The sequence below is a fragment of the Allomuricauda sp. CAU 1633 genome, from assembly GCF_017313225.1.
GTDB lineage: Bacteria > Bacteroidota > Bacteroidia > Flavobacteriales > Flavobacteriaceae > Flagellimonas.
The window spans coordinates 1-22,875 of the sequence record NZ_JAFLNE010000002.1 but is presented as its reverse complement, the minus strand read 5'-3'; the positions used below and the strand labels follow the sequence as shown (position 1 = coordinate 22,875).

The 22,875-nt window shown below is 40.4% G+C and carries 18 protein-coding genes, 1 tRNA gene and 2 rRNA genes; 5 read left to right on the top strand and 16 right to left on the bottom strand.

All coding sequences use genetic code 11. The features are described 5' to 3' along the window. Window positions 1-100: 100 nt before the first annotated feature. From J0X14_RS04995 to nhaD, 14 genes are all read right to left on the bottom strand, one after another. Window positions 101-1,054: a FecR family protein gene (locus J0X14_RS04995; RefSeq protein ID WP_207096684.1), complete on the bottom strand. Its 954-nt coding sequence runs from the start codon at window positions 1,052-1,054 to the stop codon at window positions 101-103. Window positions 1,055-1,164: 110 nt separating this feature from the next. Next, window positions 1,165-1,743 carry an RNA polymerase sigma-70 factor gene (locus J0X14_RS04990; protein ID WP_207096683.1) on the bottom strand — a complete coding sequence of 193 codons (579 nt, stop codon included), beginning with the start codon at window positions 1,741-1,743 and terminating at the stop codon, window positions 1,165-1,167. An 86-nt stretch (window positions 1,744-1,829) separates the two neighbouring features. Continuing rightward, the gene (locus J0X14_RS04985; RefSeq protein ID WP_207096682.1) at window positions 1,830-2,138 is read right to left on the bottom strand and encodes a hypothetical protein; all 309 of its coding nucleotides are present in this window, start codon (window positions 2,136-2,138) and stop codon (window positions 1,830-1,832) included. A 493-nt stretch (window positions 2,139-2,631) separates the two neighbouring features. Further along, a complete protein-coding gene (locus J0X14_RS04980) occupies window positions 2,632-3,123 on the bottom strand; it encodes a hypothetical protein (protein WP_207096681.1) in 492 nt (163 codons plus the stop codon). Window positions 3,124-3,307: 184 nt separating this feature from the next. Beyond that, on the bottom strand, window positions 3,308-4,300 hold the full coding sequence (locus J0X14_RS04975) for a transglutaminase domain-containing protein (protein ID WP_207096680.1): 993 nt from the start codon (window positions 4,298-4,300) through the stop codon (window positions 3,308-3,310). Further along, window positions 4,290-4,832: a hypothetical protein gene (locus J0X14_RS04970; RefSeq protein ID WP_207096679.1), complete on the bottom strand. Its 543-nt coding sequence runs from the start codon at window positions 4,830-4,832 to the stop codon at window positions 4,290-4,292. Before J0X14_RS04970 ends, J0X14_RS04975 begins: the two co-directional genes overlap by 11 nt. Before the next feature lie 82 nt (window positions 4,833-4,914). Next, window positions 4,915-5,589 carry a recombinase family protein gene (locus J0X14_RS04965; RefSeq protein ID WP_207096678.1) on the bottom strand — a complete coding sequence of 225 codons (675 nt, stop codon included), beginning with the start codon at window positions 5,587-5,589 and terminating at the stop codon, window positions 4,915-4,917. Window positions 5,590-6,367: 778 nt separating this feature from the next. Continuing rightward, a complete protein-coding gene (locus J0X14_RS04960; protein ID WP_207096677.1) occupies window positions 6,368-7,639 on the bottom strand; it encodes a site-specific integrase in 1,272 nt (423 codons plus the stop codon). Window positions 7,640-7,870: 231 nt separating this feature from the next. Next, window positions 7,871-7,945, bottom strand: a tRNA-Val gene (locus J0X14_RS04955). A 73-nt stretch (window positions 7,946-8,018) separates the two neighbouring features. Continuing rightward, window positions 8,019-9,230, bottom strand: a complete 1,212-nt coding sequence (locus tag J0X14_RS04950) for a bifunctional folylpolyglutamate synthase/dihydrofolate synthase (protein WP_207096676.1) — start codon at window positions 9,228-9,230, stop codon at window positions 8,019-8,021. Next, window positions 9,230-10,114 carry an energy transducer TonB gene (locus J0X14_RS04945; protein ID WP_207096675.1) on the bottom strand — a complete coding sequence of 295 codons (885 nt, stop codon included), beginning with the start codon at window positions 10,112-10,114 and terminating at the stop codon, window positions 9,230-9,232. Before J0X14_RS04945 ends, J0X14_RS04950 begins: the two co-directional genes overlap by 1 nt. Next, window positions 10,114-10,500 carry an ExbD/TolR family protein gene (locus J0X14_RS04940; RefSeq protein WP_067034482.1) on the bottom strand — a complete coding sequence of 129 codons (387 nt, stop codon included), beginning with the start codon at window positions 10,498-10,500 and terminating at the stop codon, window positions 10,114-10,116. Before J0X14_RS04940 ends, J0X14_RS04945 begins: the two co-directional genes overlap by 1 nt. A 9-nt stretch (window positions 10,501-10,509) precedes the next feature. After that, the gene (locus J0X14_RS04935) at window positions 10,510-11,202 is read right to left on the bottom strand and encodes a MotA/TolQ/ExbB proton channel family protein (protein ID WP_207096674.1); all 693 of its coding nucleotides are present in this window, start codon (window positions 11,200-11,202) and stop codon (window positions 10,510-10,512) included. Between the two features lie 57 nt (window positions 11,203-11,259). Continuing rightward, window positions 11,260-12,645 (bottom strand): sodium:proton antiporter NhaD, encoded by a 1,386-nt coding sequence (nhaD, locus tag J0X14_RS04930; protein ID WP_207096673.1) that lies wholly within the window; start codon window positions 12,643-12,645, stop codon window positions 11,260-11,262. A gap of 232 nt (window positions 12,646-12,877) precedes the next feature. Between nhaD and J0X14_RS04925 the strand changes: the two genes are divergently transcribed. The 5 genes from J0X14_RS04925 to J0X14_RS04905 all read left to right on the top strand — a co-directional run bounded on the left by J0X14_RS04925 (window position 12,878) and on the right by J0X14_RS04905 (window position 22,490). Continuing rightward, window positions 12,878-14,020 carry an acyl-CoA dehydrogenase gene (locus J0X14_RS04925; protein WP_207096672.1) on the top strand — a complete coding sequence of 381 codons (1,143 nt, stop codon included), beginning with the start codon at window positions 12,878-12,880 and terminating at the stop codon, window positions 14,018-14,020. Between the two features lie 318 nt (window positions 14,021-14,338). Further along, a complete protein-coding gene (gene gltB / locus J0X14_RS04920) occupies window positions 14,339-18,844 on the top strand; it encodes a glutamate synthase large subunit (RefSeq protein WP_207097493.1) in 4,506 nt (1,501 codons plus the stop codon). A gap of 8 nt (window positions 18,845-18,852) precedes the next feature. Continuing rightward, complete coding sequence (locus tag J0X14_RS04915) at window positions 18,853-20,319, top strand: glutamate synthase subunit beta (RefSeq protein ID WP_207096671.1); 1,467 nt, start codon at window positions 18,853-18,855, stop codon at window positions 20,317-20,319. 291 nt (window positions 20,320-20,610) lie between these two features. Next, the gene (locus tag J0X14_RS04910) at window positions 20,611-21,555 is read left to right on the top strand and encodes a hypothetical protein (RefSeq protein ID WP_207096670.1); all 945 of its coding nucleotides are present in this window, start codon (window positions 20,611-20,613) and stop codon (window positions 21,553-21,555) included. 5 nt (window positions 21,556-21,560) lie between these two features. Then, window positions 21,561-22,490, top strand: coding sequence for a hypothetical protein (locus J0X14_RS04905; protein WP_207096669.1), 930 nt, complete (start codon window positions 21,561-21,563; stop codon window positions 22,488-22,490). A 47-nt stretch (window positions 22,491-22,537) separates the two neighbouring features. On the opposite strand, the gene rrf is transcribed toward J0X14_RS04905, so the two are convergent. After that, window positions 22,538-22,649 (bottom strand): 5S ribosomal RNA (gene rrf / locus J0X14_RS04900). A gap of 114 nt (window positions 22,650-22,763) precedes the next feature. Further along, a 23S ribosomal RNA gene (locus tag J0X14_RS04895) occupies window positions 22,764-22,875 on the bottom strand; the annotation flags it as partial.

Here is a 22,875-nt window from a genome sequence, read left to right as displayed (position 1 = left end):
TTGAACTGCCAGCAGTCTGTTTCCGCTCGCCAAAGTGTTGCAGACTGCTTTTTTTTGGGTTTATTTCATACGCTTTGCATCTTTTAAGTTGGTTTATGAATTAGTCAGTGCATTTTCCTTTAATCAATATTTTTTTGTCCCTTACATATTCATATGCCAGCCCTTTCTTGGTATACATAATACTTTCCAGTACCGCAGAAAGCATTTCATTGTCGTAACTCGCCGTAAGGTGGCAGTTCCCAAAATTTTCGTTTTCAAAAACAAAGGTTACCCCATACCATTGCTCCAAGGATTTCATGACGCTGCTTAAAGTGGCGTCCTCAAAGTGAAGGACCCCATTTTTCCAATGCAGAAATGATGCAATGTTGATTTGTTCCTTTGAAATCTGCTTTGTGGCCTTATCAAAAACCCCTTGTTCATTTGGACCCAATAAAACTTCACTGTCCATAGAGGCCACCTTTACTTTTCCTGTTGCAACGGTAACCGCTATTTGGTGGTTATCGGGGTAGGTATTGATATTGAATGAGGTTCCCAAGACCGTGGTTTGCACTTCGTTTGACTTTATAATGAAAGGCTTATCTGGATTCTTGGTCACATTAAAAAAGGCCTCGCCACTAAGCTCTACCTCACGGGTATTGTCCTCAAACCGTTCCGGAAATGTGATGGTACTCCCCGAATTCAACTTCACTTGGGTGCCATCAGGCAAAGTAAGACTCATTTTTTTACCCCATTCGGTGGTTTTTACGATTTCCACAATAGGTGTTGGCGCGGGTTCTTGATGAAACTGGATGTAAGTGAAATAGCCAAGGGATAGCAACAGCGCCAATGAAGCTGCTATACGCACCCATTTTATCACTGGATTTTTCGGTTTTTGATTTATCCCCTTGGAAAATTTCCGCTTGATATACTGTTTTTGGGCATTACTGTGGAATACCTGCTTTCCATTTTTTGATAAAAGACTGCTGTCAAACCTTTCCAAAAGGGATTCCTCTCTTTTGGTGATGGTACCATCAAGGTATTTTTTCATCAATCTTTTAATGTCCTGTTCGGTCATTGTGTTCTCGTTTCACCTTAGAGTACCGAGAGCACACACCTACGCACATCAAAAAAAGTGAAGTTGATGATTCCTTAATGTTGTTAACCTTTAGGTAAAGAAGGGAAGGTTTATAAGGTAAAAAACTTAACAATGGAAAGGTCTTTGCGAAGTTTTCGAAGGGCAAAAGATATCTGGTTCTCCACAGAACGCTGGGAAATATTCAGTTTTTCTGCAATCTCCCGATTATTAATATTATTAATACGACTCAATGTAAAAACTTCTCGGCACCTAGCTGGAAGACTGGCTATAGTATCGTGTATCCGAATAGAGAGCTCGTCCACATCTTCTTCCAGTTCAATTTCCGAAGTAACATAGATCGAGTTAGCGGCCTCTATCTGGGTTTCGTTGAATTTTGAGTCGCGAAGGGTATTGTAGCACTTATAACGAATAGCCTTGTAGAGATAGGGGCGTATAGTTTGGATATCCAAATCCTCCCGTCGCTGCCAATAGTCTATCCAGACTTCCTGAACCAAATCCTTGGCCACGGAATCATCCATAATTACGGATGATGCATACACATACATGGGTTCCCACATCAACTCAAACAGCGTATTAAAAGCATTCCTGTCTGATTTGTGTATTTGCTTGGCGAGCTTCTCCAGAGAAATCTTGTTGTTATAGCCTTCTCCCATCAGCGCAAATTTCATAAAAATTCGCACGGACAGATATTATGATATTGTAAACTTTCCTTGCTTAAAAAGGGATAGGTGAGTGTGACTATTTTAAAAGAACTTTATATTGAGACAAAGGAAGGCTGCACTGTTTTTTTATGGATGGACAGACTTTTTTCAAGCTTGGTATCAAACCCATGGAAATTCCTTTCAAGAATTGAATATAGGGGTTCAGGCGTGTCCTCATTGATAGACACTTGTCCATTGTTGGGGTTGACTTCAACTGTAATCAAAAAGCGGTATTCCATTAAATGCTCGGCTTCCCTAATTAGAATCAATATTACCTGAAGCTCCACTGCATACTCCAAGTTTAAAAGATGTAAGGAATTTGGTTTATTGATTTCCTCTGTTGATTTCCAGTTGATGTTCACCGTACTCTTTTTTTACAAAAATAGGTTTATACGCAATAAATTTACGATTTACAAACGTTAAATTAACATTGAACATCTTTAGATAATTGAATCTGTGGAAAATAAAGGCTTGTGAATTGCCTTTTCAAAAACATGGAAATAAAAAAAGCCCCCGAAATTCGGAGGCCTTTTCTTTTTCTGTGGGCGCGAAGGGATTCGAACCCCCTCCGCTAACCCCTTATTTTATTGGGTTTCGCCTTGCTTATTTTTTGTAACTAACCGAATTACAGATTACGAATCGTAACCTAACTTCGCATAGGCAAAACTAACCATTTAATATTAATTTAGGCATAGCACCTAGATAATAATCCTATTGATTTATTGCCCTTTAATCACCAAATACTTCGCTTGTGTTGCTACAGACATAATTATGCAATTGGAAATCTTCATGTGGATTTATATCAATAAGAGCATCAATACTGCAAGATTAGACTTGAAAATAGAATTTCATTCTTTACCATATGCTTGTGCCAAATGATTCTACTATGGTCCATTCATCATTCCGTTTCTCCATGCAAAGAATCCCTGAACTGCCATTTAACATACCTTTACTTGTTCCCAATTCCAGAACTGCTTTTGTTTTATCAGAATTATATATAATGACTGAAAAGTGAAAAAGTATGTCAACATTGTAGAAACCGGTCAACTCATTCGTTTGGGTAGCGTCTACCAGTTCGATATGATGCCCCCTTAGACTTTCAATCCCTTTAATATCAGTGATAATTTTAGCATTGGTTTTATTGGAATTCATTATATCCTTATATGTGTCTGGGAGAAGATTTATGGTTGATGAGTCGAAATCACCATACATGTTAGGATGTATTCCGACGTCCATTTTTACATTAAGAAGGGAATCCGCAATTCTCTGGGGTATTACCGTATCCTTTGAATCCACAAATGGTGCTGGTGGAATTGGATAGGCAAGCGCATCAATTAACTTGCTCATGATCAACTTATCGTTTGTTTTCAACACAGAATGCCGACCATTGCAACTATTTGCAATACATAAGATTAAAATGATATAAAATGAAATTTTCATAAATATCAATTACGGTTTCCAACGAAATTGTGTTGGCTTCTTTATCCGCCAGGGGAATCGTTTATTTGAACTTTATCTTCTTATTGTCGGATTAATTTAGTTTGAACTCCACCACTTGTTGATAGTCCAAGTAGACACTTAATTTCTTGGCTTTTTTTGCATCTGATAAATCTAGTTCAAACTCCAAAACATCTTCTGTGGTAACAATATCTTGCGAATAAAACTCATTATCATCTAAATCACACATTACTACATATAACCCTGGCTTGCAAGAGAATTTGAAATCTACCTTGCCCTCTGACTTTTTGATTATACCATATCTCGGGGATAATAATTCATATTCATGGCTATGAATTAATGGTGCATTCAAAAAGACTTCCTTATCAATTTTCTTATCCAGAAGTGCATATTCAAAATAATCCGGATAATGGTTTTTAATGAATAGCTCAGGTGGAGTCATAAAATAAAAACTGTTCAGTTCTTTTATAAACCTACCATCGTAGGAACCGGCACCCCAAGTAACATCAACCAAATACAATTTCTTATCGACCTCCACAACATTCCATGCATGATCAGAATAAAACCTTTTCCCTATATCACTGACTTTCGTTTTAGAACTTCCAGAAACCACTTTTGATTTTATGTTGAGTTCTTTGGATAACTCAGCGAACAATGTTGAATAACCCGCACAAACCGCTTGTCCTTTTGATATGACTCTTTTGGATAGCTTTTCATTGTGCTTTTTTTCTTTTTTCAAAAATTCATTTGAACCAAATTCATATCCCAATTCGCCAGACTCCTTTGGATCGTAGACAATGTTGTTAGCTATCCAAATATATATTGCCCTAACTCTGTCCAATTCCGTCTTGAAATCCTTGGAAATGCGTTTGGCTAATCTTGATGGCGAACTAAAACTGTTGGGATATGTATATACTAAAGAATCTACCTTTTTAAAATCTTGTGAGCTAAGAAATGGAGATATAGAAAACAACAGGCAAAATAGAATATATGTTTTTTTCAAATTCATTATTAGCTTTTCTTCAATGCGCTCAATAGTTTGTTTAAACTTTGATTTAATTCTCATAATCCTCAACCTTATTCTCCTTAGTGGTAAACAAGTTCGAAATCCTTTTATAATTGGTTAAAATTATAAACCCTATTAAAACGTTTAAACCAGAAATCACCCACCAATTATAATCTAATTGTTGGTCGAGCATCAGGCCATCAATTTCATCAAGTCCGTTTGCCGAAATCTGTTTTTTGAATAGCAAATAACAGTAGTTTAAAAATTGGGCAATGTTATCTGCAATCATTAACAGTCCGATTAAAATCAAACCAAGTTTTAAAAGCCCTTCCTCATTTAAATGAGAGGTGTCAATATTTTTGGTATCAAAACCTTTCTCAAGGCGAAACAACTTTATTATTCTGTCCGTTCCAAATAATAAAAGGAAAGCAATAACTCCAGTAATTAACAAGTAAAATAAACTTACCATCAAACTGAAGGAATAAAAGTCACCTGAAAAAGAAATATTCGGAATCAAACGGAAGAGAGCCTCAATAAAACAATAAACCCCAAAAATTTTAATGATGGCTCTGAATAGGTCGGTTTTGGTCATTGGTAGGTTATATGATTTGTTTAAATGTAGGAAATTTCTATAAATCAAAAATTGGGTTTTCGGTGAAAGGGGAGTAAAACAGTCAATCGGGTTTGATTTTCTTCTTGTGCTTTTTGCAATAAGCTTTGTCCAAGTCTTGTTTCTTGTCCCAGAAAAGTGTTCCGCATTCAAGGCACTTTCTTCTTCCTTGATATGCCAAATATTTATAGAGTGTCTTTTTAGAGCCGACATCAATAAGTTTCATGATTTCTTCAATACTCAGCTTGTTGTCCCTATAGTATCGTTCCGCCAACATAGCCTTGTTCAATGCCTGTTTACTAAGTCCAGGCTTCCGACCAATTTTCAAGCCACGCCTTCGTGAACTTTCCAGCCCAGCCCGTGTGCGTTCAATGATAATATCTCGTTCCAATTGAGCAACCGATGCGAAAAGGTTAAAAATGAACCTCCCGTGTGGAGATGTGGTATCAATGAAATTTTCCTGAATGCTTTTGAAGTGAATACCCTTACGCTCAAAATCTTCGATGAGTTTGGTGAGATGTGAAAGGCTTCTGGCAATTCGGTCCAGTTTCCAGACCACAAGTGTGTCACCTTCCCTTAAGATGGACAAAAGCTCATCAAGACCCTTTCCTTCCGCTTTTGCACCAGATGAAATATCGGCATAAATGTTCTTGGGTTGGATCCCTTCCTTTAGAAAGGCATCCACCTGCAAATCGTGTTTCTGTGATTTTGTGCTCACTCTTGCATATCCGAACTTCATCTTAGGGGTAAAAAAAGGTATATAAGGTAAACTATTTAAGTGTACCGAAAAAGTAAACTCTTTAGAATCAGTAGACTCGTTTTAAACTAAAAGTTCAAAAAAACGGTGCCTTAAAAACCCCGGTCATGGAATAGAAATCAATATAGAGGCGAACGCAACGAAGTGGAGTGCTGCAAGCCCCAAAACTTACCACTAACTAATGCTACTGAGCGAGGCAATATTATACCAACACTTGTTCTTAATGGTCATTTTTTTGTAAAAAATGCCTTGATCTTACTGGGCTGAACCCCTTTTTTAGTAATAAAGGCAATTGCCGCTATAGTCAATACAATGATTTATCAAGAATTGAAAATGCTTTAGTTCACAGGGTCAAAATTCAATTTTTAAGCTAAAAATTCCTTGGTTTTATTGACCTGAGAGCATTTTTAAGTTAAAAATGAACTAAACGCCTTTAACTCGTATTTTGCAAAATCCCTTGAAATACGGGCTTTTCCGAAGGAAAATGAATCAATAGCGCTGCGTCAGCACGCTATCCTCTTGCTCTTCATTTTTTCTTTGCCAGCAAAGAAAATATAAATAGCCATGTTCACTAAGATCAATACGGAAGTATTTGATAATTGCAAATAGGTCATTGCACCCTATTTCAATTTTACTTCACGCTTATCTTTCCGAACACTATAAAATTGAAACAGGAACCACGTGCAAAAGTTGGGGTAAGATTGGGACAAAAAATCTTATATAACTTTGGATAGTTGATTAACCGATTAATCGCAACAACTTAAAAGTCAGAAGTCCTCAACTTCTCACCATCGCGACTTGAGTCAGAAAACTTAGTTTCCAAAATTGATTCCAAACCGCTCATATCTTCACTGATTTTATTATCCAGTACTCGAGCATAAACTTGGGTTGTGGCCAATTTTGTATGACCTAAAATTTTGGATACAGTTTCTATTGGAACCCCATTGCTTAAAGTGATAGTGGTGGCGAAAGTATGTCTGGCCACATGGAAGGTTACATTTTTTGTGATGTCACATGCATCCGCAATTTCCTTTAAATAACTGTTTAATTTTTGATTGGATATTCTGGGGAACAGTTTTTCAGATACCCTTTTAGGATGATATTGATATCGTTTAATGATAGACAATGCCGGACCTACCAATGGAAGCTTAAAGCTATTTTTGGTCTTCATCCTTTTTGTGCTTATCCAATATTTTCCATCAATACCCAGCACAAGGTTATCTTCGCCCAGGTTCATGATATCACAATAAGCTATCCCAGTATAGCAACTAAAGACAAATAAGTCTTTTACAATGCGTAACCGTTCAATCTTGGTTTGAAAATCTTGAATTTTTCGTAATTCTATCATGGTCAAAAAATCCCTTTCCTTTTTTTCCATCCTGATCTTAAATTTTTGAAAAGGATATTTTTCAATCCATTCATTGTTTACAGCCATTCTAACCATCTTTCTCAAACGCTGAATATGTTTCATTGCCCCGTTATTAGAAAGTCTACCATGATAGTGAATAGGGTGTAGTTTCCGCAAATAGGTCTCAAAACCCACAACAAACTGGTGGTTGAGCTGTGACAACCTGTAATCATCGCATTTATAGTGCTTCTTTAGATATCCCAATAAATACTTCTGGGTAGTCTTATAATGGCTCAGGGTCGCTTTACCCAGATTATGTGCGCCATGGAGGTTATGGTGTTCAAAAAGTGCCGTTAATGTCATTTGGTTCTCATCTTCACCGAAATACTTGGCCTTGACCATTTGCGGTGTTATGTGGATTGATTTGGACCGTAGTTCACGATAGCATTGGAAAAGTTCGGTTTCAACTTCCATTAGATAGGCGTTGATTTCCTGAGCCTCTGTTGTGCGCCCCAGAACCCTCGACCCCTTTGGGTCCCAACTTTCTACAGGAATGGTGTATTTGAGGCTCATGTTAACTCGTTGTGAATCAACGGTTATACGGGCATAAATCTTTGCGGTACCATCGCTCCTCCGGGAAGTGCTTATCCAGAAACTGATTGAAAATGTAGACCGGGTTCTCATAGGTTTTGTATTAAATTGAACTAAAATAACCTACGAAAGTCAAATACTAAGTATCTGTAATATAGTCATTTACACGTTTATTCGGTTAACACTTTGAAGAAAAAAATTTACTAACCGAATTGCAAACCAAAACATATTAAATCAAACCAATTCAAATGATAGCGTCAAAACGTCAAAACCTTGCAAATCAATAAGATATGCAAGGTTTTGTTTTTGTTTAAACTCTAAAAGTGGGCGCGAAGGGATTCGAACCCCTGACCCCCTGGGTGTAAACCAGGTGCTCTGAACCAACTGAGCTACGCGCCCTATTCCATTTTCTCAAATGGAGTGCAAATATAGCACCCTTTTTCTGATACAAAAAAGAAAAATTCGAAAAAAATCACACTATTTCTGCAACCACAAACGTGCTCCCTCCAACATAGACAAAATCATTACTATTTGCATTAGCCAAAGCTGCTTCTAATCCTACTTTAACCGAGATGAAATTCTCCCCCTCAATTCCTTGTGATTTTGCCAATTCGGACAACAGCCCAACATCCATTCCTCTGGAAATATTGGGCTTTACAAAGTAATAGTTGGCTTCTTTTGGGAATAGCGCCAATACTCCCCTTACATCCTTATCATTTACAAACCCCAGTACCATATGAAGCTCCTCATACTTCTGTTTGGCTATTTGCTTTAGCACATAATCTAATCCTTCCTTGTTATGGGCCGTGTCGCAGACCAACATCGGTTTCTCTTGCAAAACCTGCCATCTGCCCAACAAACCGGTATTCTCCACAACTTTTTTCAGTCCCGCTACTATTGCTTTTTCTGAAACTTGAATTCTATCCAATAGCTTTATAGCTGCCACGACACCCTGAATATTTTGCCGTTGATATTCCCCCAGTAAATCAGTTTTATAATTGGGTAGGTCCAAGGCATCCGCAAAAACTATTTCTGATTGTAATTGGTGGGCTATCAAAGTGAAGATCATTTCGGTTTCCGGCTGTCGTTCACTAATGACCACAGGAATCTTTGGTTTAATGATGCCTGCTTTTTCCAAAGCTATCTTTTCCAGCGTATCTCCCAAAATATGGGTATGATCCAATCCTATATTGGTGATAAGGGAAACTTCTGGTGTGATAATGTTTGTGGAATCGAGTCGTCCACCCAGACCCACTTCAATTACGGCAATATCTACCTTTTCCTCAGCAAAATAGGTAAAGGCCATTCCAACGGTCATTTCAAAGAAGGAGAGCTTTTTATATTCCAAAAAGGACTTGTGCTCAGCAATAAAATCCACAACGAACTTTTCGCTGACCATTTGTCCATTGATCTTGATACGTTCTCTAAAATCCTTTAGATGGGGTGAAGTATATAAGCCAACCTTATATCCCGCCTCCTGCAAAATGGAAGCGAGCATGTGGCTACTGGAGCCTTTCCCGTTAGTGCCCGCCACATGAATACTTTTGAATTTCTTTTCTGGATTTCCCAACACATTGGAGAACTCCAAGATGTTATCCATCTTGGCATTCAGGGCCACAATACCTTTTTGCTGGTACATGGGAAGTTGCGAGAACATCCAATCCAAGGTCTCTTGGTAGGTCACTATTGCCCCAGTTTAAAGTTGACCACCACAAAACCTATTTGCTGTGTGGGCGCATTGGAATCTGTATTCCATCGATGGCTAAGTGCTGTTTTTCGTGCAGGGTCCAAAAGACAGGGTGCCGTATTTGTAGTTCCCTTGACACCGGGTTCGGCTTTTATAACTTTTCCAGACCTATCCACCGTAATCCTAACCACCACTCTTCCTTCTTCGTTGCAATCTTGACGTACTTTCCCACTATTTACCAATGACCTTCCATTGAGTCCATAGCCTCCACCTCCGCTACCACTTCCTGGAGCACCATAATAGCTAGTGGCATAAGGATTGCCATCGGGTTGTCCTTTATCGCCAGCTTTGTCATCATCGCCTTCACTCCCTGTAGCCGTTCCATCAGACTGACCGATGCCGCCAATCAAAGCATCCAAGTTTTTCTTTTTGGCCTCTTGTTCTTGGCGTTTTTTCTCTTCTGCTTCTCTTTTTTCGCGCTCTATACGTTCTGCTTCCTCTTTGGCTTTTTTGGCCGCTTCATCCGCTTTTCGTTTGGCTTCTTGTTGCTGCTTTATTCGGATGGACTCCTCATTATCACTGGTCAATACCTTTTCAACAGGTTCAGGTTCTTCTTGAACCACTTCTTCCTGAGGCTCCACTTGTTCGACTTGCTCAACGGGCTGTGGTTCCACTTTTTGTGGCTCAGAACGTACCCTTTCCTTGGGTTGAACCTCGCCACTACCAAAATCCATAGTACCAAAGTTAACGGCAATCCCATTTTCAATGGGTGGATCCAAATAGGTTAGTCCTATATAAAAAAGCAATAGGAGTAATACGCTCAATAGAAGAGTAGTGAGCGTAAATGATTTTTTCTTGTGTCTCGTGTCTAAAAATGCCATTATTGTGGCCGCACAGCCAAGATGACCTTGTAACTGTTCCTATTGGCGATATCCATAACGTTGACCGCTTCTTTTATGGCCACACTTTCTTCCGCCCGTAGGATAATTGTTGGCTTATCTTGACCTTCAAGTGCCTTTTTTAATTCAATTTCAATGTATTCTTTGTTGATCTGCTCGTTGTTCACGAAATAGTTCAGATCCTTATTGATCGTCACCGAAACATTTTGTGTGTTGGTGGATTTTCCCTTCGCTTTTGGTAACAGCAAATCCAACGCATTGGGCGCATTGGATGTCAGCATGAAAAACACCAATAACAGAAACACAATATCCGTCATGGACGACATACTGAACTCCGGACTGACCTTGTTTCTTCCTTTCAATTTCATATTGAACTGCTAAATGGGTTCGTTCAACAAATCCAAAAACTCAACGGCATTAGCCTCCATTTTGTGCACCACTTTATCGGTTCGGTTCACCAAGTGGTTGTATCCGATATAAGCAATAATACCTACCACCAATCCGGCAACCGTTGTGGTCATGGCCGTATAAATACCTGATGCCAACAACCCCATTTCGGCTTGGCCGCCGCTACTTGCCATTTGGTGAAATGCCAAAATCATACCAATTACGGTTCCCAAAAATCCAATCATGGGTGCAGCACCCGCAACAGTAGCCAAAACACTTACGTTTTTCTCAAGTTTATACACCTCAAGAGTCCCTGCATTCTCAATAGCGGTGGTGATGTCGTCCAAAGGCTTTCCTATTCTGGAAACTCCTTTTTCCGTTAACCTTGCCACTGGTGAATCGGTCTGGGCACATAAAATTTTAGCTGCGTCGAGCTTTCCATTCATGATGTGATCACGAATCTGGTTCATGAAGTTTTTGTCAATCTTGGAAGCCGCCTTTATGGCAAAAATTCGCTCAAAATAAATGTAAAGTGCTACAAATAGCAGTACAAAAAGTACCAAAATAATTACGATGCTACCTGTACCTCCATTAACGATAAGATCTATTACAGAAAGTGTCTTTTCCTCGGAAATAGAGGCTGTTGCCTCAACACCTTCCGCTGCTTCTTGAAAAATATTCATATAAAATCCCCAATTTAATATGCAATAATAACGGAGATTTTTGAGCTAAAGTATTTTTTAGAACAAATTTCGCATCAACATAAAGCAAATAGCCCCTGCCAAGAAGCCAATCAAGGCCAACCATGAAATTTTTCTAAGGTACCAGAAGAAATCTATCTTCTCCATTCCCATGGCCACAACACCAGCTGCTGACCCAATAATCAGCATACTTCCTCCAGTTCCAGCGGAATAGGCAATGAAGTGCCACAATTGATCGTTCATAGGCTCGGAGAACATGCCCAAACTGGCCGCTACCAAAGGAACGTTGTCAATAACCGCAGAACCAACACCTAACAGAAGAATCACAATATCTGAAACATCAGTGCTAGTCATTTCGGTTCCCATCAAAGGCATTCCCTGTTTTAATCCTTCAGCGAAGTTGAACAGCATACCCAAGGATTCCAATGCCGCTACCGCCATTAAAATCCCCAAGAAAAATAAAATACTGGGCAATTCAATTTTTGTCAAGGCACTATGTACTGGACTATGGTGTGCCGCTTCGTCACTTTCCTGATCCACAGAAGAAATGGCAATCTTGGAGTTACTATAAATCTCAGCAAACGTTGCCACCACTGCCAAAGAAAGCATCATACCCACATAGGGGGGCAAATGGGTTATCGTCTTAAAAATGGGCACAAAAATTATAGCTCCCAATCCAAGATACAGCATAGTTGCCCCAAATTTTGATTTAGACGGCTCATCATCCTCAACATCGATTTCCCCTTTGAATGCGGGAAGAAATGAAGCTATTAGCGATGGAATGACCATACAGAACAATGATGGAACAAGCAAATGTTCAATAAGGTTGGCCGTTGTAACCTTATTACCAATCCACAGCATGGTTGTGGTAACATCTCCAATGGGCGACCATGCACCGCCAGCATTGGCGGCAATAATAATAAGACCGGCATACCACAACCTAGTATCCCTGTCCTTGATAATTTTTTGAAGAATGGATATCAGAACAATCGTTGCGGTAAGGTTATCAATGATAGCGGAAAGAATGAAGGCTAAAAAGGAAAAAATCCATAGGATTTTCTTCTTGCTCCGTGTCTTCACGTACGATTTTATAGTAGCGAAACCATCAAAATAATCAATGATTTCCACAATGGTCATGGCTCCCAAAAGAAAGACCAAAATCTCCGAGGTCTTCCCTAAATGATGAAGTAAGGTCTCTTCAAGGAGTTCCATTTTCTCCTCATGACCAAAAGCTCCAAAATTTTCCAAAAGGGCATGCTCCCCCGAATCAAACCAATTAGGGAAACCATCAATTCCAAAGGACATGAGCGCCCACATGACGGCCATCATGGCCAACGCGGGAATAAGTTTGTCTATTTTTAGATTGTGTTCGAGTGTTATTGCCAAATATCCAATGACAAAAATGACAATTAGAAGGGTTTCCATGTTAAGCTTGGTTTATTTTGTAAAATTTTTGAAGTAGTTCTCAATTGCGCTAAAGATATTCAAAATGAGTTTTTCCGCATAATCTTCACATGATAAATTATTGTAAAAAGAAAATCAAGCTCCCAAGAATCCTAAAAATTTTTGAATCATTCTCATTTATTGATATCCTTTTATGTAAAATTTCCATCATAAGACTATCTTTGCGGCATATTTTTGGTTATTTTTCAGTTTTATGGACTTTACACTTTCCGAAGAACAATTAATGATACAGCAGGCAGCTAGAGATTTTGCCAATAACGAACTTTTACCCGGAATAATAGAAAGGGACGATGCCCAAAAATTCCCTTTTGAATTGGTTCAAAAAATGGGAGAATTGGGCTTCATGGGCATGATGGTCAACGAAAAATACAATGGAAGTGGACTGGACACCCTTTCCTATGTATTGGCCATGGAAGAGCTCTCAAAAATTGATGCTTCTGCCTCAGTTATGGTATCGGTGAACAACTCATTGGTTTGTTGGGGATTGGAGTCTTTCGGAACCGAAGCCCAAAAAGAAAAATATTTAACTCGTTTGGCCGCAGGTGAAATTATCGGAGCGTTCTGTCTTTCCGAGCCTGAAGCAGGGAGCGATGCTACCTCTCAAAAAACTACTGCCTTAGATCATGGTGACCATTATATCCTAAACGGAACCAAAAATTGGATCACCAATGGAGGTAGTGCAGAAGTTTTTCTCGTCATAGCCCAAACCCATGTAGAAAAAGGACATAAGGGCATTAATGCCCTAATTGTTGAAAAAGGAATGGACGGTTTTGAGGTAGGTCCTAAGGAAAATAAACTGGGCATTCGCGGAAGTGATACGCATTCCCTTATTTTCAATGATGTGAAAGTCCCCAAGGAAAACCGAATAGGAGAAGACGGATTTGGGTTTAAATTTGCCATGAAAACCTTGGCCGGGGGTCGGATTGGGATTGCCGCCCAAGCTTTGGGAATTGCAGCGGGAGCCTACGAACTCGCCTTAAAATACTCTAAAGAACGAAAGACATTTGGTACAGAAATTGCCAACCATCAAGCCATTGCCTTTAAATTGGCCGATATGCATACCAAAATACAGGCCGCCCGAAATTTGGTCTACCAAGCTGCTTGCGACAAGGATGCTGGAAATGATTACACATTATCAGGTGCCATGGCCAAATTATATGCTTCTGAAGTTGCTATGGAAACCACGGTTGAAGCGGTCCAGATTCATGGCGGAAATGGTTTTGTGAAAGACTACCATGTAGAGCGGCTGATGCGGGATGCCAAGATTACCCAAATCTATGAAGGAACCTCAGAAATCCAAAAAATAGTCATATCAAGAAGCGTCCTAAAAGACTAAAATCTTTGTTTTTTAGACGTAACCCCCTCAAAAATGGGGTTTGCACTCCGTAAAATCATTTTTTATGGCGAACATCCCTTAAATCAGGTATGAACTTTTCCGAAATTTATGTTAATATCGCTATCTCCCCTTGTTTCAATATGGGTCATTCAGTTTCAAAAACTTCACTTTGAGATAATCATAATTTAATATTGGTAAAATTCTGATATTGAATATTTTTTAACCCTTCAATCATTACGTTGGTTTTTTATTGGAGTTTGAATAAAAACCCTGTATTTTATTCATCAGATTTGATATTTTTGAAGAAATACCATAATGATGAAATTGGAAAAGCAAGGTTTATATCTACCCGAGTTTGAGCATGATAACTGTGGTGCAGGCTTCATTTGTAGCCTAAAAGGAAGAAAATCCAACGATATTATCCATAAGGCTCTTGAAATCCTGGATAAATTGGAACACCGGGGTGCTGTAAGTGCAGATGGAAAAACGGGTGATGGAGCGGGTATTTTGATTGATATCCCCCACGACTTTTTTGTTGAAGTGTGCAAATTCACCTTGCCAGAAGCCGGAGAATATGCAGTAGGTAACGTTTTTCTTCCCCAAAAAGAAAACCAACGGGATTTTTGCATCTCCGTACTCGAAGAAAATATAGCCGAGCAAGGCCTTCAGCTCTTGGGTTGGCGTGATGTTCCTGTAAATCGTTCCGTTCCAGGAAGGATTGCTGCAGAAACCGAGCCCTATCTAAAGCAGGTCTTTATTGCAAAAGGCGAATCATTGGACGATTTCCAGTTTAACCTTAAACTTTTCATCGCCAGAAAAATTACCGAGCACACCATCATAGAAAGTAAGCTCTCCCAAAGCAAATTTTTCTATTTGCCCAGCCTTTCCACTAAGATTATCATCTTTAAAGGGCTGTTGGTACCCAATGACATCAGCAAATATTACGAAGACCTTTTAGATCCCAGGGTAGTTACCCGTTTGGCCTTGGTGCACCAAAGGTTCTCAACCAACACGTTCCCCACATGGGATTTGGCCCAACCATTCCGCTACATGTGTCATAATGGGGAAATAAATACCTTACGAGGCAATGTGTCCCGTATGCGTTCTCGCGAAGAACTCATGCAAAGCGACTGGTTTGGTGAGGATATCAAAAAAATATTACCCGTAGTGCTCCCCGGAAAATCCGACTCGGCCAGCATGGACATGGTCGTGGAATTGTTGTTGATGACCGGCCGTTCCCTACCCGAAGTTATGATGATGTTGGTTCCGGAAGCATGGGAAAAGAACGATGAAATGTCCGAATCCAAAAAGGCTTTCTACGAATACAACTCGTGTTTAATGGAGCCTTGGGATGGCCCGGCTTCCATTCCTTTTACAGATGGAAATTACATCGGGGCTGTTTTGGACCGGAATGGACTACGTCCATCTAGATACTCCGTCACCAAAAAAGGATATGTGATCATGTCCTCTGAAACAGGGGTCGTGGAATTGGAACCTGAAGACATTGAGTTTCACGGAAGACTGGAACCCGGAAAAATGTTCCTGGTGAATATGGAAGAAGGCCGCATTGTAAACGATGAGGAAATCAAAGAATCCATCGCCAAAAAACACCCCTATAAAAAATGGTTGAAGGATAATTTGGTCCACTTACGCGACATTCCCTATAATGATTGTCCCGTATTCTTTGGTGAATTTCCATTGGATGTCCGTAGATCTGCTTTTGGATACACCTTGGAGGACATCAACACCATTATTATGCCCATGGCCGAAAAAGGCAAAGAGCCCATTGGTTCTATGGGTTCCGATACTCCAATTGCCGTTTTGTCTGAACGTCCACAACTTATCTACAATTATTTCAAACAGTTGTTCGCACAGGTAACCAACCCACCTTTGGATGGTATTCGTGAAGAGTTGATTACAGACATCAGTCTAACGTTGGGAAGTGATCAAAATATTTTTGACATCAACGAGCTGCACTGTAGAAAACTTAAAATCCAAAATCCGGTGATTTCCAAAGAGGATTTGGATAAAATCAAAAACTACGATTCCAGCCCAGATTATAAAGTGGTCTCTATTTCCATGCTCTATGAGATAGCAAAAGGCCATAATGGATTGGAAGAAGCTTTGGACTCCATTCTTCAACAAGCATTTGATGCCATTGACGAAGGCGCCAACATTATTATCCTTTCCGACAGAATGGTAAGTACAGAAATGGCTGCCATACCCGCCTTATTGGCCTGTTCTTATGTAAACAGCGGTTTGCGTAAGTTGGGCAAACGCTCAAAATTGAGCATCATCATTGAATCCGCCGAACCTAGGGAAGTACATCATTTTGCCTTATTGTTTGGATTCGGTGCCAGTGCCATCAATCCCTATTTGGTGAATGAAATCATTGGAGAGCAGATAAAAGAAAACAACATCACAGAATACACTTTTGAGGAAGCCATAAAAAATTACAACAAAGCCATAGGCAAGGGCATCTTAAAAGTGATGAACAAAATTGGGATTTCCACCTTGAACTCGTACCGGGGATCTCAACTATTCGAATGCATTGGCATCAATACCAAAGTAGTGGAAAAATATTTCCCCAATACGCCCACGCGTATCCAGGGAATTGGCTTGTACGAAGTTGAAAAGGAAATAGCCAAACGCCACAAAAAAGCATTCACAACTCAGGAATTAGCGGCCAATCTGGATATTGAGATTGGTGGTGAGTATCGTTGGAGAAGAAATGGCGAAAAGCACATGTTCAATCCATTAAGTATTGCCAAACTTCAAAAATCGGTACGCAATAACGAGCCGGAAACTTACAAGGAGTATTCCCAATTGGTTAATGAGCAGTCTAAAAACCTAATGACCATCCGTGGATTGTTCGAATTTTCGAACTATGACCCCATTCCACTTGAAGAAGTTGAGCCTTGGACCGAAATTGTAAAAAGGTTCAAGACGGGTGCCATGTCCTACGGAAGTATCAGTAAGGAGGCCCACGAAAATCTTGCGATTGCCATGAACCGAATTGGTGGAAAAAGCAATTCAGGTGAAGGCGGAGAGGATCCGGTTCGTTTTTATAGAAGTCAAACAGGCGATTGGAAAAACAGTGCCATTAAACAGGTGGCATCAGGTAGATTTGGGGTAAGCTCCAACTATCTTACCAATGCCCAAGAAATACAGATAAAAATGGCTCAGGGGGCCAAACCCGGTGAGGGTGGGCAATTACCTGGTCCAAAAGTAAATCCGGCCATTGCCAAAACAAGGAATTCAACCCCATATGTGGGCTTGATTTCCCCTCCTCCCCACCACGATATCTACTCCATTGAGGATTTATCCCAATTGATCTACGACCTTAAGTCGGCCAATAGGGAAGCACGGATCAATGTGAAACTTGTTTCCGAAGTGGGTGTGGGAACTGTAGCTGCTGGTGTATCCAAGGCCAAGGCAGATGTTGTACTTATCTCTGGTTTTGATGGAGGAACAGGAGCTTCGCCATTGACTTCCTTGAAACATGCCGGACTTCCATGGGAGTTGGGTATCGCCGAAGCTCAACAAACCTTGGTACTTAACGATTTAAGAAACAGAATTGTTCTAGAATGTGACGGACAATTGAAAACCGGTAGGGATGTGGCCATTGCCTGTCTTTTAGGGGCTGAAGAATTTGGATTTGCAACCGCGCCCTTGGTTGCTTCAGGCTGTATTATGATGCGGGTTTGCCACTTGAACACATGTCCGGTGGGTATTGCAACCCAAAACCCGGAATTGCGCAAAAAGTTCGCAGGCAAACCAGAGCACGTAGTCAACTACATGTACTTTGTGGCTCAGGAACTTCGTGAAATTATGGCGAAACTTGGCTTTAGAACCATTAATGAAATGGTGGGTCAAGTACAAAAATTAGATAGAAACAAGGCTATTGAACATTACAAAGCAGCCGGAATAGATCTAAGTCCAATTTTGTACCAAGTTGATGTTCCCGAGGGAACCAAATTCTACAATACCGAAAAGCAGCAGCACGATATTGAGAAATCCATTGAGTTTGATATCATTGCCAAGGCACACCCGGCCTTGTTCAGAAAAGAAAAGACCACTTTGGACTTTCCAATTCACAATACGGACAGATCGGTAGGAGCCATCATCAGTAATGAAATTTCTAAGATTTATGGAGCTGAAGGGCTTCCGGACAATACGTTGAAATTGAATTTTACGGGATCTGCTGGACAAAGTTTTGGGGCATTTGCAACCAAAGGGCTTACCATGATTGTCAATGGAAACACCAATGATTATTTGGGCAAAGGACTTTCCGGGGCTAAGTTGGTGGTAAAAGTACCGTTTAAATCAACCTTTAAACCTGAGGAGAACATAATCATTGGTAACGTTGCACTATACGGAGCCACTGCAGGTGAAGCCTATATTAATGGAAAGGCTGGGGAGCGCTTCTGCGTACGAAACTCGGGCGCTAAAGCTGTTGTTGAAGGGATTGGAGACCATGGTTGTGAGTACATGACCGGAGGTGTAGCTGTTATTTTAGGCGGAGTTGGAAGAAACTTTGGCGCTGGAATGAGCGGTGGTATTGCCTATGTGTTGAACAAAGATGGCTCTTTTGAAAAACGATGCAATGGTGAGGACCTAAATCTACTTCCTGTTGAAGAAGATAATGATGTAGCACAATTAAAGGAACTCATTGAAAACCATTACAATGCCACCTTGAGTCCGTTGGCACAGGAAATTTTGGAAAAATGGGAACAATACCTGCCAAAATTCATCAAGGTATTCCCAGAGGAGTACCGCCAGGCGTTAATACGGTTGGAACAAGAGAAAATGCAAACCTTATAATTTGAGACATGGGAAAGATTACAGGATTTATGGAATTTGACAGAAAGGATGAAGCTTATGCCCCGGTCAAAGAACGTATCAAAAACTATAAGGAGTTTACAAAACCTCTAAAAGAAGCAGAATTAAAGAACCAAGGAGCCCGTTGCATGGACTGCGGCATCCCATTTTGCCATAGCGGTTGCCCACTAGGCAATCTGATTCCTGATTTTAACGATGCCGTGTATCAGGGGAAATGGGAAAAAGCAGCCAAAATACTGCACTCCACCAACAATTTCCCAGAATTTACAGGTAGATTATGCCCCGCTCCTTGCGAAGAAGCTTGCGTATTGGGTATAAATGAACCTCCTGTTTCCATTGAGAACATCGAGAAGAATATAGTTGAGACAGCCTTTAAGAATGGATGGATCAAACCTGAACCTCCTTCAAAAAGAACTGGAAAAACTGTTGCAGTAATAGGTTCTGGACCAGCAGGTTTGGCCGCGGCCCAACAATTGAACCGTGCAGGGCATGATGTCACTGTTTTTGAGCGGGATGAAAAAGTTGGTGGTCTCCTGCGCTATGGCATTCCAGATTTTAAAATGGAAAAAAATGTCATTGATAGACGTCTCGAGATCATGGAAAAAGAAGGCATCCAATTTAAAACAGGAGTCCATATTGGTGTTGATGTAAATGCAAAGGATCTAGAAAAAGAATATGACGCCTTGGTACTTTGTGGCGGTGCTACCGTAAGACGAAACCTTCCTATCCCAGGTTCTGACCTGAAAGGAGTGACTCAAGCCATGGATTTTCTGCCACAAAACAACAGAAAAGTAGACGGAATCCCCTATAAAGGTGAAGAGTTAACAGCCAAGGGCAAGAAAGTGATTGTTATTGGTGGTGGGGATACCGGTTCGGATTGTATCGGAACTTCCATCCGGCATGGAGCAACTTCAGTGGTCAATTTTGAAATTATGCCAAAGGGCACCCCAGAACGTCCTGAAGGACAACCCTGGCCCTTTTGGCCCATGCGGTTACGCACTAGTTCTTCACACAAGGAAGGTGCCGAACGTGTGTTTAGTATCTCTACCAAAAAGTTTGTGGGTGATGATAAAGGTAACCTGAAAGGTTTGGTTACTGCCGAAGTTTTCTGGGAAACAGCCCCTGGTCAACGCCCTACTTTAAAAGAAGTGGAGGGAACAGAAAAAGAATGGGAATGCGATTTAGCCTTGTTGGCTCTTGGATTTACAGGTTCAGAAACCTCCATTGCTGACCAGTTGGGATTGGAAATGGATCCAAGAACAAACATCAAAGCATCACCAGTGGACTATAAGACCAACATTCCTGGTGTATTTGTTGCCGGTGACCAAAGAAGAGGTCAATCGTTAATTGTATGGGCCATCTCAGAAGGAAGACAAGCAGCATACCATGTTGACACCTATCTTATGGGACAATCCAATTTGCCCCTTAAGGGAGAAGGAGACCTGCCAAGAGTTTAAAGAGTAAATACCCAACCAAACCATTTTTATGGGAACTCTCCATGGATATATTCCTGTGGAGAGTTTTTTATTTGGTCACTCTAGTAAATAGGAGGAGTGTAGACCACCACCTTGTCCCAAACTCAATTTCCCAGTTATAATCCAGTATCCATCAACCACATAAGTATTCCGCCCACCTATACATTTGCTCAAGTATTGGGTAATAACTTAGGTAACTTTAAGAGTAGTAAAATTCCCTGGTCTTATCATTCCTCTCTTTGCTATGTTTTAACTAACCAAAACATATAGACCATGCGATTTTATGTAGTATTGTTTACAGTGGTTTTGATAGCATCCTGTAAACCCAAAGAGAAGCAAAATGATTCCATTGAGCAACATCAAGAACTCCAAATTTCCCCACTAAAAAAAGGCGAAGTATCTGTACTGACCCAAAGTATGGAATTTATCACAGCAGATACTCTAATGTCTGGGTGGAATACACTTATTTATGAAAACAAATCCACCGAGGTTCATTTTCTGCTAATGGATTTATACCCCGCTGGAAAGACTGTTGCTGATACCAAGTCTGATATTCTGCCCCCTTTTGATGAAGGCATGAAATTGATCATGGAAGGTGATATGGAAAATGCGGGCGCCGCCTTTGGAAAATTACCGGAATGGTTCCAACAGGTTCAATTTAAGGGAGGAACCGGATTGATTTCTCCAAAGCATACTGCAAAAAGTACAGTGTATCTAGAGCCTGGAACCTATATCATGGAGTGTTATGTAAAAATGTTCAATGGCGAATGGCATACATCCCATGGCATGTTAAAGGAGATTATTGTTACTGATGACAGTACCATTCATGAGCCCCCAACACCAACCCTATCCTTAGACATATCCAGTACCGATGGCATAGTCTTAAATGATAGTGTAACCTCAGGTAAGCAAATTTTTAAAACCAACTTCTTGGACCAAACAGTTTACGAGCATTTTATTGGGCATGATGTTAATTTGGTTCGATATGAGAACAATGCTCCTTTGGACTCCCTTACCCAATGGCTGAATTGGATGCACCCAAGAGGGTTACGTTCACCTGCTCCGGAAGGATTTACTTTTTTAGGCGGAATGAACAATCTTCCCGCCGGTGCCCATGGATTTTTTGAGGCTGATTTAACTCCCGGCAACTATGTCCTCATATCCGAAGTGCCAGAAGCAGATAAGAAAAATTTGATGCACATCTTTACCGTAAAATAGAAGCCATGAAAGTCAAGTATCCTATGATTCTCATAATGTGCCTATGCTTTGGAAACGCAACACAAGCCCAATTTCTCAAAAGACTTAAGGAAAAAGCCGAACAAGCAGCGGAACGTACCATTTTAAACCGTACCGATGAAGAAGTCACCAAAAGCACAGATAAAGGTATTGACATCGTATCTGGCAAAGAAGATTCCAATGTAGATCGTACAGCTCCCAAAGTCACAAAATATGAGAATCCATCAAAAAGTATACATACGGATGCAAAAAAGGCCTTTTACAATGCCGATGTAATAGTGGAAACTTATGATGATGAGAAACAATCCCATACTACCAGTTATTTTGATTCAGATGAACTGGCCATGAAAATGACCTGGACCGATCAAAATACAGACAAACCTGCCCATGCCTTCAATGATAGTGAGGGGTATTTTATTTCTTATAATGAACATGAAGGCCGATATGAAAAATCCAACCTACTTTCCTTGGGGGCAATGTCCATGATGGCTCCAACCATGATTGTAAGCGCCTATAAACTTCCTATGGATCGTTTTATGGAAGTAAGTGAAGAGTTCCGGGATAAAGGATTAAAAATAAATGCTTTTATGTTAGTCGAATTTGCCTTTATGTATTCTCCAGATGATTTTGGAAATGGGGATTATGAAGAATCCATCATCCCTTGTCGCGAAAGTGCCAGTTGTACAAAATTTAATATAATTGCCGAAGGCTATGAAGGAAGTTATATTCTTTTTGATAGTGAAGATCGATTGGCTGAAATCAATATCAACATGAAAGATAACCTAAATTTTGGCTCTGGTGAAGGATATATCAAATTCACCTATAAAGATTGTGAAGTACATCTTCCGGCAGCCTTTGAAAAGAAAATGCTGGGGCAAGATCTTATTGAAATAGGGCTTGACCCAACCAAAAACTGAAACCAAGCAAAATAAAAAAAGCCCCCCACGTAATGTGAAGGGCTCAAGGAAGGCGGCTACCTACTCTCCCACCTGGTGTGGCAGTACCATCGGCGCAAACGGGCTTAACTTCCCTGTTCGGAATGGAAAGGGGTGGGCCCCGTCGCCATGGCCACCTAGATCTTCAATATCTTAATGTTCATGATATGACATATAGAGGGACGGCGCATTCTGCGCGCCAAAAAAGAGTCAACGAAGTGTTTTGAACGAATGTCCAAGGGTGTTCCGAGGGCAATGCGCAAGCTTACGGGCAATTAGTACCGCTCGGCTGCATGCATCGCTGCACTTCCACCTACGGCCTATCGACGTGGTCATCTCCCACGGCCCTTTAAAGAAATCTCATCTT

What these genes read in the sequence shown, in the direction of transcription:
- J0X14_RS04990 (WP_207096683.1), bottom strand. Translation starts at nt 1,743, where the DNA reads ATGAAATTTGCGCTGATGGGAGAAGGCTATAACAACAAGATTTCTCTG.
- J0X14_RS04980 (WP_207096681.1), bottom strand. Translation starts at nt 3,123, where the DNA reads ATGAGCAAGTTAATTGATGCGCTTGCCTATCCAATTCCACCAGCACCA.
- J0X14_RS04970 (WP_207096679.1), bottom strand. Translation starts at nt 4,832, where the DNA reads ATGACCAAAACCGACCTATTCAGAGCCATCATTAAAATTTTTGGGGTT.
- J0X14_RS04905 (WP_207096669.1), top strand. Translation starts at nt 21,561, where the DNA reads ATGAAAGTCAAGTATCCTATGATTCTCATAATGTGCCTATGCTTTGGA.
- J0X14_RS04965 (WP_207096678.1), bottom strand. Translation starts at nt 5,589, where the DNA reads ATGAAGTTCGGATATGCAAGAGTGAGCACAAAATCACAGAAACACGAT.
- J0X14_RS04940 (WP_067034482.1), bottom strand. Translation starts at nt 10,500, where the DNA reads ATGAAATTGAAAGGAAGAAACAAGGTCAGTCCGGAGTTCAGTATGTCG.
- J0X14_RS04945 (WP_207096675.1), bottom strand. Translation starts at nt 10,114, where the DNA reads ATGGCATTTTTAGACACGAGACACAAGAAAAAATCATTTACGCTCACT.
- J0X14_RS04925 (WP_207096672.1), top strand. Translation starts at nt 12,878, where the DNA reads ATGGACTTTACACTTTCCGAAGAACAATTAATGATACAGCAGGCAGCT.
- J0X14_RS04960 (WP_207096677.1), bottom strand. Translation starts at nt 7,639, where the DNA reads ATGAGAACCCGGTCTACATTTTCAATCAGTTTCTGGATAAGCACTTCC.
- nhaD (WP_207096673.1), bottom strand. Translation starts at nt 12,645, where the DNA reads ATGGAAACCCTTCTAATTGTCATTTTTGTCATTGGATATTTGGCAATA.
- J0X14_RS04915 (WP_207096671.1), top strand. Translation starts at nt 18,853, where the DNA reads ATGGGAAAGATTACAGGATTTATGGAATTTGACAGAAAGGATGAAGCT.
- J0X14_RS04995 (WP_207096684.1), bottom strand. Translation starts at nt 1,054, where the DNA reads ATGACCGAACAGGACATTAAAAGATTGATGAAAAAATACCTTGATGGT.
- J0X14_RS04975 (WP_207096680.1), bottom strand. Translation starts at nt 4,300, where the DNA reads ATGAGAATTAAATCAAAGTTTAAACAAACTATTGAGCGCATTGAAGAA.
- gltB (WP_207097493.1), top strand. Translation starts at nt 14,339, where the DNA reads ATGAAATTGGAAAAGCAAGGTTTATATCTACCCGAGTTTGAGCATGAT.
- J0X14_RS04935 (WP_207096674.1), bottom strand. Translation starts at nt 11,202, where the DNA reads ATGAATATTTTTCAAGAAGCAGCGGAAGGTGTTGAGGCAACAGCCTCT.
- J0X14_RS04910 (WP_207096670.1), top strand. Translation starts at nt 20,611, where the DNA reads ATGCGATTTTATGTAGTATTGTTTACAGTGGTTTTGATAGCATCCTGT.